Origin of the sequence: Deinococcus sonorensis KR-87 (genome assembly GCF_040256395.1) — a bacterium.
GTDB classification, from domain to species: Bacteria; Deinococcota; Deinococci; order Deinococcales; family Deinococcaceae; genus Deinococcus; species Deinococcus sonorensis.
On record NZ_CP158299.1, the window covers coordinates 1,947,241 to 1,963,788 of the forward strand.

The window sequence follows — 16,548 nt, forward strand, 5'->3', positions numbered from 1 at the left end:
CAGCAGGTGGGCAGGAAGCGATGTGCTTCCTGCCCGCTTCTGTTTCCTCAGGGCTGCGAAACGCTGCTGCCACGCACCACCAGAGCCACCGGCAGCACCAGCTGTTGCGGCTCGGGCGTGCGGTTGAGCAGATACTCCACCCCCTGCCGACCCAGCGCCTGCTTGTCGACCCGGATGGTGGTCAGCGGCGGGATGGATTGTGCCGCACTTGCCAGGTCGTCAAAGCCCACCACCGCCACGTCTGAGGGCACCGACAGGCCCAGACGCTGGCAGGACCGCAGCACCGACAGCGCCGTGGCGTCGTTGTAGGCCACGATGGCGTCGGGGGGCTGCGGCAGCCGCATCAGCCGCTGCACGGCGCTGTCGGTGCCGGCCTCGTCATCCAGCGGATCGCGCGGGACCTCCAGGGCACTGTCAGGGGTCAGGCCGTAGGCCAACAGGGCATGACGGTAACCCTGCTGGCGCTGGGCGATGCTGTAGTGCGTCAGTGGCCCGTTGATAAAGGCGATGCGACGCCGGCCCAGTTCGATCAGGTGCCGGGTCAGCAGGTACGCTCCGGCGAAGTTGTCGCTGTTGACGCAGGTCATGCCGGGAAACCAGTGGTCCACCAGCACGGCCGGCACGTTCAGCTCCAGCACGCTGCGCAGCTGATGCGGTTCGAAGTACCCGACGCACACCACGCCGTCGGCCTCCTGGCGGGCGATCAGCTCTGGCACCGGGTCGTCGTGGGCCACCGAGCAGAACGACAGCCCCAGCTTCTCGGCGCGGCACGCGTCCTCGACGCCGTGCAGCACGTGCGAATAGAAGGGATTGTCGCTGACCGTCTGCGATTCCCGGCGATGCAGAAACACGACCCGGCGGGGCCGGGCCGGGCGCAGATTGCCCAGGTTGTACCCCAGGGACGACGCGGCATCCAGCACCCGCTGCCGGGTATCGGCAGAAATCCCCGGCTGATTGTTGAGTGAGCGTGACACGGTGGCCACAGACACGCCTGCGTGCCGGGCCACATCACGAACAGTAGGGCTGCCTGTCATGTCCATTCACCTCCGTGTCCGCAGTGTAGAGGTTGAACGTTACAGAAACAACGGGAAGGGCAGCCGGGGGCATTCTTGGAAAGTGTCCGGCTGGCCCTCGTGTTTCGCGATGTTTCATTGCGAGCGATATCAGCTCTGCGTCAAATTTTTGACTTCTGTCCCTTGACAGTTTAGGAAACGAAGGGGTAACGTGACTTCAAGTTTACAAAACAGCACCGGATGCCACTGCGGCATCACACGGAGGATGGTATGCAGATGTACAGGTCTGGTCTTACGCTCGTCACGGCGCTGATGCTGGGCAGCAGCGCGCACGCCGTCACCAACATCACCGTCTGGTACCCGTGGGGTCCGCCGGACGGCCAAGCGGTGGTGGACCGGGCCAACGAGTTCAATGCGATGCAAAAGGACATTCATGTGAATCCGGTGCTGGTGTCCGGCTCCGGTATTCAGGGCACCACCCAGGGCAAATTTCTGACCGCGGTGACCAGCGGTCAGGTGCCGGACGCCGTGCTGTACTGGGGCCAGGACGTGATTCCAGGGCTGCAGAATGTGGGCGCCCTGCTCCCGCTCGATTCGTACTTCACGGCGGCTGGCCTGAAGCCCGCCACCTTCAACCAGACGGCGCTGAATGCCATGAAGGTGGACGGCAAGACCTACGGCATTCCGCAGATGTCGAGCGACCTGATGCTGTATTACAACAAGGACATGTTCAAGGCGGCCGGTCTGCAGCCGCCCAGGACCATGGCCGAACTGGACGCCGCCGCCGCGAAACTTACCGTCTACAAGGGCAAGGAACTGGTGCGCGCCGGTTTCATTCCCTGGCTGCAGCAGGGCCTGCCGCTGGCCTACACCGGCATTTTCGGCGGCAAGCTGGTGGGCGCGGACGGCAAGGTCAACATGCTCAACAGCGGCACGCTGAAGGCGCTGCAGTGGGAGGAGGGCTACGTCAAGAAGTACGGGGCGGCCAACCTTACACGCTTCATCAGCAGCATCGGCTCCACCACCACGTCGTCCGGCTCGGATCCCTTCCTGCTGGAGAAGGTGGCCATGGAAGTCAACGGGCAGTGGCACGGCAACTACCTCAAGCGCTACAAGCCGAACCTGAACTATGGCGTGGTGCCGATTCCGTACCCGGTGGGCGGCACCCCGAACGCCACCTGGATCAACAGCAATGCCTGGCTGGTGCCCAAAGGCTCCAAGAACCCGGAGGCCGCGCTGAAGTTCATCGCGTACATGAGCCAGCCGGAAGTGAGCGCCAAACACGCCGACGCGGTGTACAACATCTCGCCGATCACCGGCGCCAGCAAGTTCCAGAAGACGCTGAACGAGCCGGTGGTGAAGCTCGCCACCAGGCTCTTCACCGGCAAGGTATTCACTTCGCCGGTCACGCCGCAGATCCTGAACCTGCAGACCGAGCTGAACACCGCCTTTGAAGCGGTACAGCAGGGCACCAAAACGGCCCAGGCAGCCCTGCAGACGGGCCAGCAGAATCTGGATCAGGCCGCCGCCCAGGGGCGCTGAGCCGTTCGGGGGCGGAGGCCACAGGCGTCCGTCCCTGCGGCGCGTCCGGCCGCTCCATGCCGAGGAGGCACCTGTATGTCCCTGTTGACCCCCGGTTCGTCCGTGCCCACACTCCGCGTCCGGCGGCGCCGGAAGTTCTGGAACAACCTGGGCCTCGGGCTGCTGTTCATTGCCCCGTGGCTGATCGGCTTTCTGATGCTGACAGCGTATCCGTTCTTCTCGTCGCTGTACTTCTCGTTCACCCGCTACAACATCCTGAGCGCGCCGCAGTGGGTGGGCCTGCAGAACTACCAGAACCTGGTGCATGATCCCAAGTTCCTGAAGTCCATCGGCAACACCTTTTATTACACCGTGATTGCCGTGCCGCTGGGCGTGGTGCTGGCCATCGCGCTGGCGCTGATCTACAACCAGAAGATGCCGGGCCGGCCGATCTTTCGCACCCTGATGTATGTGCCGCTGATTGTGCCGCCGGTGGCCACGGCGCTGCTGTGGCAGTGGATCTTCAACCCGCAGGTGGGGTTGCTCAACGCGGTGCTGGGGTTCTTCGGCATCCAGGGCCCCACGTGGCTGGGCGATCCCGGCTGGTCCAAGATCGCGCTGATCATCATGGCGCAGTGGGGGGTGGGCGGCAGCGTGCTGCTGCTGCTGGCCGCGCTGCAGGACGTGCCGCGTCAGCTGTACGAGGCCGCCGAGATCGACGGGGCCAGCCTGTGGCAGAAGTTCTGGAACGTGACGCTGCCGATGATCTCGCCGGTGGTGTTCTTTATCAGCATCACCGGCATCATCAGCGCGTTTCAGGTGTTCACCGAGGCGTTCATCGTGTCGGGCGGCGAGGGCGGGCCGGTTAATTCCACGCTGTTCTATTCGCTGTACCTGTTCCAGCAGGCCTTCCGCTTCTTCAACATGGGGTACGCCTCCGCGATGGCGTGGCTGCTGTTCATCGCGGTGCTGATCGTCACGCTGATCGTGTTCCGCAGCAGCGCGAAGGTGGTGTTCTATGACCGCTCTTGAGCCGGCCCCGTCGTCCACCGCCCCGTCGGCCCCGCCGTCCAACGCCTCCATCCGGCGTACCCAGCGCGCCGGGCGGGTGATGGCCTTCGTGGTGGCGCTGGTGGTCACGCTGTTCTTCGCGTTTCCGCTGTACTGGATGGTCATCACCGCGCTCAAGGGCGACGCCGAGGTGTTCCAGAGCCCGCCCACCTTCGTGCCGCACCCGGCGGTGTGGAGCAATTTCCTCACCTCGCTGTCGCAGATTCCCTTCTGGTCGTACGTCCGCAACTCGCTGCTGTACGCCATCCTCTCGGCCATCGGGGCGGCGCTGTCGGCCAGCATCGTGGCCTACGGCTTTTCCAAGGTGAAGTGGCCGGGGCGCGAGGCGGTGTTCTTTCTGGTGCTGATCACCATGCTGCTGCCGTATCAGGTGACCATGATCCCCACCTACCTGATCTTCCGCAGCATCGGCTGGACCGGCACGCTGCTGCCGCTGATCGTGCCGGCCTTCCTGGGCAACGCCTACTTCATCTTCCTGATGCGCCAGTTCATCCGGACCCTGCCGGACGAGCTGGCCGACGCGGCCCGCATCGACGGCTGCACCGAGTTCCGGGTGTTCTGGACCATCATCGTTCCGCTGATCAAACCGGCGCTGGCGGTCGTGTTCCTGAACCAGTTCCTGAACGCCTGGAAGGACTTTCTGGGGCCGCTGCTGTACCTCAACGACCCCTCGCAGTACACCCTCTCGCTGGGCCTGCAGCAGTTCCAGTCGGCCAACGGCCAGGAGTGGGCGCTGCTGATGGCCTGCGCCACCGTCTTCACCGTGCCGCTGTTCGTGCTGTTCTTCTTCACCCAGCGCTACTTTGTGGAGGGTGTCACCTTCACCGGCCTGAAAGGCTGAGCGGCCACGCGCCCCACCGGGCCACCTGCAAGGACCTTCTATGATTGAGCACCCCCTGAACAGCAACTGGCAGTTCAAGCCCCGCGACCCGTCCCGCCCCGTCCGTGACGACGTTGCCGCCCAGGACGGCTGGACCCGGGCCAGCGTGCCGGGCAGCGTGCACCAGGACCTGCTGGCCCAGGGCCGGATTCCGGACCCCTACCACGGGCAGAATGAGACCCAGGTGCAGTGGGTGGGCCAGCAGGACTGGCTCTACCGCCTGACCTTTGCGGCCGACTCGGCCCTGCTGAAGGAACCGCACCTCCAGCTGCACTTTGCTGGCCTGGACACCCTGTGTACCGTGTGGCTCAACGGTGAGCCGCTGCTCACCAGCAACAACATGTTCGTGCCGCAGACGGTGGATGTGGGCGGTCGGCTGCACGCCGGAGACAACACCCTGGTGCTGCTGTTCGAGAACGTGCTGGAAGCCGGTCATGCCCTGGAAGCCCGGTATGGCGTGCAGCCGGCCTGGAACGGTGACCGGAGCCGCGTGTACATCCGCAAGGCGCAGTACCACTATGGCTGGGACTGGGGCCCGGTGCTGCTGACCGCCGGGCCGTGGCAGCCGGTGACGCTGCGGGCGTTCCGCCAGCGCATCCGGGACGTGCATGTGCCGTCCGAGGTGACACCGGACCTGACCACGGCCTTCGTGCCGGTGGAGGTGACGCTGGAAGGGGAGGCGGAGGGCAGCGAACTGCAGATCGAGCTGCGTGCCCCGGATGGCCAGCTGATCGAGGCGCGACAGGTGCCGGCCAGCGAGGCGCGCACCCTCTTCGAAGTGCACCGCCCGCAGCTGTGGTACCCCAACGGGCTGGGGGAACAGCCGCTCTACACCGCCAGCGTGGTGCTGCTGAACGGAGAGACCTGGCTTGACCACTCTGCGCGGCGCATCGGTCTGCGCCGGCTGCGGTTGGTGCAGGACCCGGTGCAGGGTGAACCGGGCCGCAGCTTCACCTTCGAGGTGAACAATCAGCCGCTCTTTATCGGTGGGGCCAACTGGATTCCCGACGACCTGCTGCTCAACCGCATCTCCCCAGAACGCTACCGGACCCGGCTGCAGCAGGCCAGGGACGGCAACCTGACCATGATCCGGGTGTGGGGCGGCGGCATCTACGAGCAGGACGTGTTCTACGACCTCTGTGACGAACTGGGGCTGCTGGTCTGGCAGGACTTCATGTTCGCCTGCGGTCTGTACCCGGCGCACCCGGAATTCCTGACGTCGGTGCGGGCCGAGGCGGTGGCGGCGGTGACCCGGCTACGTCACCATCCGTCGCTGGCGATCTGGGCCGGCAACAACGAGGACTACGCCATTGCCGAGTCAGTGGGGGTGGCCGGCCCCGGCATCGCTCCGGAGGCGTTCCCGGCCCGCGCCATCTATGAAGGCGTCCTGCCAGAAGTGTGCGCCCAGCTGGACCCGCAGCGGCTGTACTGGCCCGGCAGTCCGTGGGGCGGCGTCACCTCCGCCGACCCCACCATCGGCGACCGCCACAGCTGGGAGGTCTGGCACGGGCCAATGGCCCCGTATCAGGACTACCTGCAGTACCAGGGCCGCTTCGTCAGCGAGTTCGGGCTGCAGTCGGCGCCGGCGCTCAGCACCCTGCTCTCGGTGCTTTCGGAAGGGGAGCGCTACCCGGAGAGCCGCACGGTGGTGCATCACAACAAAGCCACCCACGGCCCCACCAGCGCGCCCGACGGTCACCGCCGGCTGGCGGTGTACCTCGCCGACAACCTGAGGGCCACCCCCGACCTGGCCGGGTACGTGTACGCCACTCAGTTCGTGCAGGCCGAGGCGATGCGCTACGCCTACCGCGATTTCCGCAGCCGCTTCGAGCAGCCGGGCCGCTACGCGGTGTCGGGGGCGCTGGTGTGGCAGCTCAACGACTGCTGGCCGGGCACCAGCTGGGCCATCATCGACTCGGCCGGCATCGTCAAGCCCGCCTATCACACCATCCGCCGCGAGCTGGCCCCGCTGGCGGTGGCGCTGCGCCGGCAGGTGGACGGCGTTGAGGTGTGGGTCAGCAACCTGCTGGCTCAGGCGCGGACCCTGAGCGTGCAGCTGTATGCCTACACCCTGGACGGTGAGCTGATGGCGCAGGAGAGTCGCACCGTCCGGGCGCTGCCGGGCCGCCGTACCGACCTGCCGGTCTGGACGGCAGCCGGGGAGACGCTCGTCTACTTCGCGGAGCTGAGCGCGGACGGTGAGCTCCTGGGCCGCAGCAGCGACTTTCCGGAGCCGTACAAGTACCACGACTACGGCGGCGCCGACCTGCGGGCCGAGCGGGTGGAGGGGGGCGTGCGGCTGAGTGCCTCGCGGCCGACCAAGGGCGTGTGGCTGGATGCGAGCGAGCCGCTCCGCTGGAACGACAACTTTATTGACCTGCGCCCGGGTGAGACGCGCCTGCTGAGCGCGCCGGACCTGCGAGCCGAGACGGTGGAAGTCCGGGCGCTGGGCTCTGGGGCGCAGCGGCTGGAGCGGGCGGCGGTGGTGCCCACCAGCTGACAGCAGGGCAAAGAGAGGAGCGCAGACCATCTGACTGGGCCTGCGCTCCTCCCCTTGACATTTCTGCCCCTCCCCCTCATACTTGAGTTTGGTCAGCCAGGATGGGCTGGCGTGGGGCGGCAGACAGGAACCAGCTCGGCTGGGGCTGTCCAGGAGTGTACGGTCCAGCATTCTGCTCATGCAAGGGAATTTCTGATCGAGTCCACCCACAATTAAGTTTTCGTAGTGGAGGCAGGGATGGTCCCTGGCTCCTCCTTGGCCTTGTTACCCAGGATCGGCAATGGCAGGCAGGGAAGCCCCGAGCAAGTCAGTTCAGCGAGGTGTACATGCAGCCACGTATTGAGCGTTTCGGTGAAATCACCGAAGTGATCCCGCTTCCCGACCTGACCGAAGTGCAGGTCAATTCATTCAAGACCTTTTTGCAGGATGGCGTGCCGATTGACGCCCGCGAGAATGCCGGTCTTCAGGGCGCCTTTCGCGAAATCTTCCCGATCGACGAGACCGAGAAGGGCCGCTCGACCGGCCTGGTGCTCGACTACCTCGAATACCGCCTGGGCGAGCCGGAGTACACCCCGGAGGAGTGCCGCGAGAAGGACCTGACCTACGACGCGCCGCTCTACGCCAAGCTGCAGCTCATTCACAAGGACAGCGGCCTGATCAAGGAAGACCAGGTGTTCCTGGGCGACCTGCCGCTGATGACCGGCGACGGCAGCTTCATCATCAACGGCGCCGACCGCGTGGTGATCAGCCAGATCCACCGTTCGCCCGGCGTGTACTTCACTTCCAGCTACAAGGGTGTGCGCAAGATGTACACCGGCGCCATCATCCCGATGCCCAAGCGCGGTCCCTGGATCGAGCTGGAGCTGAACGCGGGCGTGCTGGAAATGAAGGTCAACAAGCGCAAGTTCCCGGTCAGCATGCTGCTGCGCGTGCTCGGCTACGATGACGCGGCCATCCGCGCGCTGTACACCGAGTTCGACCCGAACGTGGAGCTGCCCGAGGACAAGACCGCCGGCATGAACGCCGACGAGGCGCTGCTGCGGCTCTTCACGGTGCTGCGCCCCGGTGATCCGCCGAAGCGCGACAAGGCGATCCAGTACCTGTTCGGGCTGCTGGCCGACCCCAAGCGGTACGACCTGGGCGAGCCGGGCCGCTTCAAGATGAACAGCAAGCTGGGCACCAGCCGCCAGGAGCGGACCCTGCTGACCTTCGAGGACGGCAAGTTCGCCGACGCGGGCCTGATCGACACCATCCGCTACCTGATGGCGCTGAACCACGGCCTGGAGACGTTGAACGTCCAGACGGTGGACGACGACGGCGTGATCACCGAGACCAACGTGCCGGTGGGCGAGGACGACATCGACCACCTGGGCAACCGCCGGGTGCGCACCGTGGGCGAGCTGCTCGCCGACCAGCTGCGCGTGGGCCTGGGCCGCATGGCCCGTGGCGTGCGCGAGCGCATGCTGCTGGGCAACCCCGACGCGGCCACCCCCACCAAGCTGGTCAACAACCGCCCGATCGTGGCGGCCATGCGCGAGTTTTTCGGGCGCAGCCAGCTCAGCCAGTTCAAGGACCAGACCAACCCGCTGTCCGACCTGCGGCACAAGCGCCGCATCTCGGCGCTGGGGCCGGGCGGTCTGACCCGCGAGCGCGCCGGCTTCGACGTGCGCGACGTGCACCGTACGCACTACGGCCGCATCTGCCCGATCGAGACGCCGGAAGGCGCCAACATCGGTCTGATCAGCAGTCTCTCCAGCTACGCCAAGGTCAACGACCTGGGTTTCATCATGGCGCCGTACCGCAAGGTCAGTGGCGGCCGGGTGAGCGATGACGTCATCTACATGACGGCCGACATCGAGGACCGCTACGCCATCGCGCAGGCGAACAGCCGCCTGAACGACGACGGCACCTTTGCCGAGGAGCGCGTGCTGGCCCGCCGCAAGGGCGACCCGACCTACCACGAGCCGGAAGACGTGCAGTACATGGACGTCTCGCCCAAGCAGATCGTCAGCATCAACACCAGCCTGATTCCCTTCCTGGAGCACGACGACGCCAACCGCGCGCTGATGGGATCCAACATGCAGTCGCAGGCTGTGCCGCTGGTCCGTGCCGAGAGCCCCGCCGTGGGCACCGGTGTGGAGGAGCGTGTGGTGACCGACTCGGGCACCAGCGTGGTGAGCGACGTGACCGGCACCGTGAGCTACGTGGACGCGCGCGCCATCCAGATCACCCTGTCCGAGGACAGCCAGCAGGCCGGCATGGTGAAGGGCAACGTCCGCACCTTCGATCTGGTGCGCTTCACCCGCAGCAACCAGGGCACCAACCTCGACCAGCACCCGATCGTCGCCATCGGCGACACGGTGACGCGCGGTCAGGTCATTGCCGACGGTCCGGCCTCGGACCTGGGGCGTCTGGCGCTCGGTCAGAACATCACCATCGCGATCATGCCGTTCGACGGCTTCAACTTCGAAGACGCCATCTGCATCAGCGAGGGGCTGGTCCGCAAGGACTTCTACACCAGCATCCACATCGAGAAGGATGAGGTGGAGGCCCGCGACACCAAGCTGGGGCCGGAGAAGATCACCCGCGACATCCCGGGGCTCTCGGAGGCCGCGCTGCGCGACCTGGACGAGGACGGCATCATCCGGGTGGGCGCCGAGGTCAAGCCCGGCGACATCCTGGTGGGCAAGACCAGCTTCAAGGGCGAATCGGAGCCGACCCCGGAAGAGCGGCTGCTGCGCAGCATCTTCGGTGAGAAGGCCCGTGAGGTGAAGGACACCTCGCTGCGCGTGCGCTCCGGTGAGGGCGGCATCGTGGTCAAGACGGTGCGCTTCCGCCGCGGCGACGAGGGCGTGGACCTGAAGCCCGGCGTGCGCGAGATGGTGCGCGTGTACGTGGCGCAGAAGCGCCGCCTGCAGGTGGGCGACAAGGTGGCAAACCGCCACGGCAACAAGGGCGTGGTCTCCAAGATCCTGCCGCCCGAGGACATGCCCTACCTGGAAGACGGCACCCCCGTGGACCTGGTGTTCAACCCGCTCGGCGTGCCGAGCCGCATGAACCTGGGCCAGATCCTGGAAACCCACCTCGGTGAAGTGGCACGCCTGACCGGCCAGAAGTTCGTGACTCCGGTGTTCGACTCGGTGACCGAGGTGACCATCAAGGAGATGCTGGAGGTGGCGGCGGCCGAGCGGCTGCAGCGGCGCAAGGACGAGGGCTTCGACCTCGACAAGCGCGAGCAGGAGGTGCTGGACCGCGCCGGCAAGCTGGGCGTGATCGGGGTGCCGGACGAGCGCTACGAGGACGCACAGATGCAGCTGGCCCGCACCGGCAAGAGCATCCTGTTCGACGGCCGCAGCGGTGAGCCGATCAGCGGCCCCGTGGTGGTGGGCACCATGTACGTCATGAAGCTCTACCACATGGTGGAGGACAAGCTCCACGCCCGCAGCACCGGCCCGTACAGCCTGATCACCCAGCAGCCGCTGGGCGGCAAGGCGCAGTTCGGTGGTCAGCGCTTCGGCGAGATGGAGGTGTGGGCGCTGGAGGCGTATGGCGCGGCACACACCCTGCAGGAGATGCTCACCATCAAGTCCGACGACATCGACGGCCGTGACGCCGCCTACCAGGGCATCGTCAAGGGCGACGAGGTGGCCAGCAGCACCATCCCCGAATCGTTCAAGGTGCTGGTGAAGGAGCTTCACTCGCTGGGCCTGGACGTGGAAGTGCTGGACAGTGGCGACCGCGCCGTGGACATCTTCGAAGGCATGATGCCCAAGCGCTGAGGATGGCCGGGAGACCGGGGTTTTCCCCGGTGTCCCACCAGCCGTCCGTGAATCTGAACCCTCTCCCCAAGGAGATATTGCTTTGAAAGACTTTTCCAAGGTCCGTATCGCCATCGCCAGCCCCACCAAGATCCGTGAGTGGAGCTACGGCGAGGTCGAGAAGCCGGAAACCATCAACTACCGCACCCTGAAGCCGGAGCGCGAGGGCCTCTTCGACGAGCGCATCTTCGGGCCGACCAAGGACTACGAGTGCGCCTGCGGCAAGTACAAGCGCCAGCGCTACGAGGGCAAGGTCTGTGAGCGCTGCGGCGTGGAAGTCACCAGCAGCAAGGTGCGCCGCTACCGCATGGGTCACATTGACCTGGCGACCCCGGCCGCCCACATCTGGTACGTCAAGGACACCCCCAGCAAGATCGGCACGCTGCTGGACCTGAGCGCGGCCCAGCTGGAGAAGGTGCTGTACTTCAGCAGCTTCCTGGTGACCAAACCGGAGAACGCCCAGAAGGACGGCCGCCCGCTCAAGCGCGGCGAGCTGCTCAGCGACGAGGAGTACCGCGAGCTGCGCTACGGCCGCCAGGAGACCTACGCGCTGCAGGGCGGCATCGACGCCGTCATCCGTGACGGCGAGTACGTCACGCGTGGCCAGTCGCTGGGCGGCAACACCGTCTCCAAGATGGACGGTCTGGCGCAGTACCGCTTCCCGCGCCGCGCCGAGCTGCGCTACCGCGAGCAGCGCAGCGCCGTGCTGCCGGTCAGCAGCGAGCTGCTGGTGGAGCAGGACAGCTTCCGCGCCGGTGAGATCCTGGCCGAGCTGGAGAGCGACCTGAACATCACTGCGCCCGACGCCGGCTACGTGTTCCTGCACGACCTGGGCGAAGACAGCGTGCTGATCGAGCTGCGTCCGGAAGAGGAGGCGCCGGCCACCGTCAGCGTCTACATCCCGCACGGCATGGAACTGATGGTCGCCCCCGGCGAGCGCGTGGAGGCCGGCACCCTGCTGGCCCAGGCCGCCAGCGGCGCCCGCCTGCGCACCAGCCGCGTGAGCAGCCTCAGCAGCGTCGTGTTCCCCAAGAAGCGCGGCGACGTGACGGCGAACGTGCACTGGGAGCGGGTGGTCAGCTACCCGATCAACCCCACCATGCACGTGCTGATCGGCGACGGCAGCGACGTCCGCAAGGGCCAGAAGGTCGTCGGCGCGATCGACAAGGAAGAGGAGATCATCGCGGAGGCCGACGGCACCGTCAGCCTGCACGCTCCCGCCAGCATCATCGTGTCCAAGGCCAAGGTCTACCCCTACCAGGACGAGCCGCTGGTCGTGAACGGCGACCGCGTCGAGCCGGGCGATGAGCTGGCCGACAGCGGCGCGCTGCGCAGCGAGATCAGCGGGCGCATCGAGCTGGACCTGGTGCGCAAGCAGGTGCGGGTCATCGAGAGCTACGACTTCGAGGCCAAGATGGGCGCCGAGGCCATCAAGGAACTGCTGGACGAGCTGGACCTCCCCACCCTGGAGGCCGAGCTGAACGAGCAGATGAAGGACTCCAGCCGGCACAAGCGTGCCAAGGCCCGCAAGCGCCTGGAAGTGACCCGCAGCTTCATCGCCAGCGGCAACCACCCCAGCTGGATGATCCTGAACACCGTGCCGGTCATGCCGCCGGACCTGCGTCCGATGGTGCAGGTGGAGGGTGGCCGCTTCGCCACCTCCGACCTCAACGACCTGTACCGCCGCCTGATCAACCGCAACAACCGCCTCAAGAAGCTGATGAGCCAGGGCGCCCCGGACATGATCATCCGCAACGAGAAGCGGATGCTGCAGGAAGCGGTGGACGCGCTGATCGACAACGGTCGCCGCGGCAGCCCCGTCACCAACCCCGGCTCGGACCGCAGCCTGCGCTCGCTGACCGACCTGCTGGGCGGCAAGCAGGGCCGCTTCCGCCAGAACCTGCTGGGTAAGCGCGTGGACTACTCGGGCCGCTCGGTGATCGTGGTGGGTCCGCAGCTGAAGCTGCACCAGTGCGGTGTGCCCAAGCGCATGGCGCTCGAACTCTTCAAGCCGTTCCTGTTCAAGGTGCTGGAAGAGAAGGGCGAGGTCACCAACATCAAGCAGGCCCGCAAGATGCTCGAGCGCTACCGCGACACCCGCGACAGCGTCTGGGACGCCCTGGAAGAGGTGATCGAGGACAAGGTCGTGCTGCTCAACCGCGCGCCCACCCTGCACCGTCTGGGCATCCAGGCCTTCGAGCCGGTGCTGGTGGAAGGCCAGAGCATCCAGCTGCACCCGCTGGTCTGTGAGGCGTTCAACGCCGACTTCGACGGCGACCAGATGGCGATCCACGTGCCGCTGAGCGCCCAGGCGCAGGCCGAGGCCCGGATCCAGATGCTCAGCTCGCACAACCTGCTGAGCCCGGCGAACGGCGAGCCGAACGTCAAGCCGAGCCGCGACATCATTCTGGGCATCTTCACCCTGACCCAGCTGCGCCGCGACAACCTGGGCGCCGGCACCGAGTTCAGTACCCCTCAGGAGGTGCTGGAGGCGCTGGACGCCGGCCGACTGGCGCTGAACAGCCCGGTGATGCTGAACGGCACCGAGACCAGCCCCGGTCGCCTGCGGTACGTGTTCAGCAGCCCGGACGAGGCGATCCTGGCGGTGGAGCGCAGCACCATCGACTACCAGGACCACGTGCGGATCCGCCTGAACGGCGTGGTGCACGAGACCAGCGCGGGCCGCGTGCTGTTCCGTCGCCTGGTGCAGGAGGCCCTGAACGAGGGCCAGCAGCACCTGGTGGACAGCCTGGTCAACCTGGAGACGGCCTACGAGAAGGACAGCCTCAAGGACCTGATCATGGCCTGCTTCAAGCGGCTGGGCATCGAGGCGACCGCCAAGCTGCTCGACGCGCTGAAGGACAGCGGCTTCAAGCTGTCGACCACCTCGGGCATCACCATCGGCATTGACGACATCGTGATTCCGCCGGCCAAGGCGGGCATCCTGGCGGAGGCCGACGGCAAGCTGGCCGAGATCGAGCAGAGCTTCGAGTTCGGGTTCATGACCGAAGAAGAGCGCTACAAGCAGGTGGTGCAGCTGTGGAACGACACCACCGACAGCGTGAAGAACGAGGTCTTCAAGAACTTCGAGAAGAACTACCCGTTCAACCCGCTGTGGATCATGAGCCAGTCGGGCGCCCGTGGTAACCCGCAGCAGATCCGTCAGCTGGCCGGCATGCGCGGTCTGATGGCCCGCCCGGACGGCAGCACCATCGAGGTGCCGATCAAGGCCAGCTTCCGCGAGGGCCTGACCGTGGCCGAGTACTTCATCAGCACGCACGGCGCGCGTAAGGGTGGCGCCGACACGGCGCTCCGGACCGCCGACTCCGGCTACCTGACCCGTAAGCTGGTGGACGTGGCCCACGAGGTCGTGGTGCGCGACGTGGACTGCGGAACCACCGACTACACCGTGGTGCCGCTCGGCAGCACCGATGAGCGCTCCGGCGAGTGGCGCAGCCGCAAGGCCAGCGAGATCGAGACCAGCCTGTACGGCCGGACCCTGACCGCGGACCTGGAGCTGGAGGAGCGCACCGTTCCGGCGGGCGAGATGCTCAGCCTGGAGGACATCAAGGCGCTCAGCAAGCAGGCCAAGGCCGTGCGCGAGGTGTTCGTGCGGACCCCGCTGAACTGCCGCGTGAAGGCCGGTGTGTGCCAGAAGTGCTACGGCTACGACCTGTCGCAGGCCAAGCCGGTCAGCATGGGCGAGGCCGTGGGCGTGGTGGCCGCCGAGAGCATCGGCGAGCCCGGCACCCAGCTGACCATGCGCACCTTCCACACCGGCGGTGTGGCGGGCGGCGGCGACATCACCATGGGTCTGCCGCGCGTGATCGAGCTGTTCGAGGCGCGCAAGCCCAAGACCCAGGCGGAAGTCGCGGACCGCGACGGCATCGTGCGGATCGAGGAGGAGGAGGAGCGCTACCTCGTCAAGATCGAGGCCGACGATGAGGCCTACAGCAGCAAGACCGCCAAGAAGATCAGCAAGAACCTGCGCATGATCGTGCGCGACGGCGACCGGGTCGAAGCCGGCCAGGCACTGACGCGCGGCGCGATCAACCCGCACGACCTGCTGCAGTACAAGGACACCGACGCCGCCCAGCGCTACCTGGTGGAAGAGGTGCAGCGTGTGTACCGCAGCCAGGGCGTGAAGGTGCACGACAAGCACATCGAGGTGATCGTGCGCCAGATGCTGCGCTGGGTCGAGATCACCGACGGTGGCGACACCGAGTTCCTGGAAGGCCAGACGGTCGAGCGCTGGGAAGTGGATCAGGCCAACGAGGCCCTGACCGACGCCCAGACGGCCGTGAGCTGGAAGCCGGTGCTGCTCGGCATCACCAAGAGCAGCCTGACCACCAAGAGCTGGCTCAGCGCGGCGAGCTTCCAGCACACCACCCACGTGCTGACGGAAGCCAGCATGAAGGGTCAGGTGGACGAGCTGATCGGCCTGAAGGAGAACGTGATTCTCGGCAAGCTGATCCCGGCCGGCACCGGCCTGGGCATGGTGCGCGCCATGCAGGTGGCGGACGACCGCACCCTGGAGAAGTACGGCGAGAGCAGCGACGGCAGCCCGCTGCCGCGCAGCGAGGCTCCGGCCCCAGTCGTCCGCTCCAGCCGGGCGCGACCGACTGAGCTGAAGCCCTCACTGACCCCCATCCGGAAACGGGTGGGGGTTTTTTCGTGCCGGGGACCGCCTGCCCGGCTGCAAATCCGTTAGCCTACTCGGCATGACCACTGCAGCATTCCTGGGACTGGGAGCCATGGGCTACCCGATGGCCTCACACCTCACCCGGCTGGGCGAGACGCTGGTGTGGAACCGCACGCCCGGCCGGGCCGAGCAGCACGCCGCCGAGTTCGGCAGCCGCGCCGTGACGCTGGAGGAGACGGCACAGGCCGACGTGATCTTCACCTGCCTGCCCACCAGTGACGACGTGGAGGGCCTGCTGGACCGGCTGCTGCCGCTGCTCAAGCCCGGCACCATCTGGGTGGACTGCACCAGCGGTCGGCCAGCGGCGGGGCGCGAGCAGGCCCAGCGGCTGCAGCAGGCTGGGGCCGCTTTCCTGGACGCGCCGGTCTCGGGAGGCCCCACCGGAGCGAAGGCGGGCACGCTGGCGGTGATGGTGGGCGGGGAGACGGAAGTGCTGGAGCGGGCCCGTCCGCTGATCGAGAGCTTCGGCGGCACGGTGCTGCGGGTGGGGCCGGTGGGCACCGGCTTTGCGGTCAAGGCGGTCAACAACGTGCTGATGGCGGTGCATCTGTGGGCCACCGCCGAGGGCTTCGCCTCGCTGCAGCAGCAGGGCGTGGACCTGGACGCCGCGCTGAGCGTGATCAACGCCTCCAGTGGCCGCAGCTTCTCCTCGGAGAACAAGTTCCCCAAGATCCTCAAGCGCGAGTTCGCGCCGTTCTTCAAGCTGAGCCTGCTGGCCAAGGACGCCGGGATTGCGCTGGAAAACGTGCAGGAAGTACGGGGCAGCGCGCCGCTGCTGGCCCAGACCGCCATGCTGCTGCGGGCAGCCCAAGCAAGTCAGAGTGAGGATGCCGACCACGCCGAGCTGGTGAAGTTTGTGGAGGCGATGTTCGGCCACGGGACCCTGATCGCCGGTGAGGCCTCTTCGTCCTGAGGGGCGCACGGAAGAGCCCGTCGTGCTGCGGCCCGCCGTGCCCGAGCGTGAGGCTGCCGCTCGGCCAGCCCGTTCCTTAACTTGGCCATCTGGCGGATGACGCACCGTTTCTGAACCGTTACAGTAGCGG

The 16,548-nt window shown here is 66.6% G+C and carries 8 protein-coding genes; 7 read left to right on the plus strand and 1 reads right to left on the minus strand.

Features of this window, described 5'->3' with window-relative positions; genetic code table 11:
- Positions 1-47 precede the first annotated feature (47 nt).
- Positions 48-974: a LacI family DNA-binding transcriptional regulator gene (locus ABOD76_RS14860; protein ID WP_350242747.1), complete on the minus strand. Its 927-nt coding sequence runs from the start codon at positions 972-974 to the stop codon at positions 48-50.
- A gap of 309 nt (positions 975-1,283) precedes the next feature.
- Here ABOD76_RS14860 and ABOD76_RS14865 point away from each other — a divergent pair, with 309 nt between their 5' ends.
- The 7 genes from ABOD76_RS14865 (at position 1,284) to ABOD76_RS14895 (ending at position 16,418) form a co-directional block, all read left to right on the plus strand.
- A complete protein-coding gene (locus tag ABOD76_RS14865) occupies positions 1,284-2,555 on the plus strand; it encodes an ABC transporter substrate-binding protein (protein ID WP_350242748.1) in 1,272 nt (423 codons plus the stop codon).
- A gap of 75 nt (positions 2,556-2,630) precedes the next feature.
- The gene (locus ABOD76_RS14870) at positions 2,631-3,566 is read left to right on the plus strand and encodes a carbohydrate ABC transporter permease (protein WP_350242749.1); all 936 of its coding nucleotides are present in this window, start codon (positions 2,631-2,633) and stop codon (positions 3,564-3,566) included.
- Positions 3,553-4,446: a carbohydrate ABC transporter permease gene (locus ABOD76_RS14875; RefSeq protein ID WP_350242750.1), complete on the plus strand. Its 894-nt coding sequence runs from the start codon at positions 3,553-3,555 to the stop codon at positions 4,444-4,446. The genes ABOD76_RS14870 and ABOD76_RS14875 overlap by 14 nt, the downstream gene beginning before the upstream one ends.
- A 40-nt stretch (positions 4,447-4,486) precedes the next feature.
- The gene (locus tag ABOD76_RS14880; protein WP_350242751.1) at positions 4,487-6,985 is read left to right on the plus strand and encodes a beta-mannosidase; all 2,499 of its coding nucleotides are present in this window, start codon (positions 4,487-4,489) and stop codon (positions 6,983-6,985) included.
- A 326-nt stretch (positions 6,986-7,311) separates the two neighbouring features.
- Positions 7,312-10,764, plus strand: a complete 3,453-nt coding sequence (locus ABOD76_RS14885; RefSeq protein ID WP_350242752.1) for a DNA-directed RNA polymerase subunit beta — start codon at positions 7,312-7,314, stop codon at positions 10,762-10,764.
- Between the two features lie 82 nt (positions 10,765-10,846).
- Complete coding sequence (rpoC, locus tag ABOD76_RS14890; RefSeq protein WP_350242753.1) at positions 10,847-15,514, plus strand: DNA-directed RNA polymerase subunit beta'; 4,668 nt, start codon at positions 10,847-10,849, stop codon at positions 15,512-15,514.
- 10 nt (positions 15,515-15,524) lie between these two features.
- The gene (locus tag ABOD76_RS14895; RefSeq protein WP_350242754.1) at positions 15,525-16,418 is read left to right on the plus strand and encodes an NAD(P)-dependent oxidoreductase; all 894 of its coding nucleotides are present in this window, start codon (positions 15,525-15,527) and stop codon (positions 16,416-16,418) included.
- The last annotated feature ends 130 nt before the right edge of the window (positions 16,419-16,548 follow it).

Coding starts and splice junctions, on each gene's coding strand:
- ABOD76_RS14865 (WP_350242748.1), top strand. CDS start 1,284: ATGCAGATGTACAGGTCTGGTCTTACGCTCGTCACGGCGCTGATGCTG.
- ABOD76_RS14870 (WP_350242749.1), top strand. CDS start 2,631: ATGTCCCTGTTGACCCCCGGTTCGTCCGTGCCCACACTCCGCGTCCGG.
- ABOD76_RS14875 (WP_350242750.1), top strand. CDS start 3,553: ATGACCGCTCTTGAGCCGGCCCCGTCGTCCACCGCCCCGTCGGCCCCG.
- ABOD76_RS14880 (WP_350242751.1), top strand. CDS start 4,487: ATGATTGAGCACCCCCTGAACAGCAACTGGCAGTTCAAGCCCCGCGAC.
- ABOD76_RS14885 (WP_350242752.1), top strand. CDS start 7,312: ATGCAGCCACGTATTGAGCGTTTCGGTGAAATCACCGAAGTGATCCCG.
- ABOD76_RS14895 (WP_350242754.1), top strand. CDS start 15,525: ATGACCACTGCAGCATTCCTGGGACTGGGAGCCATGGGCTACCCGATG.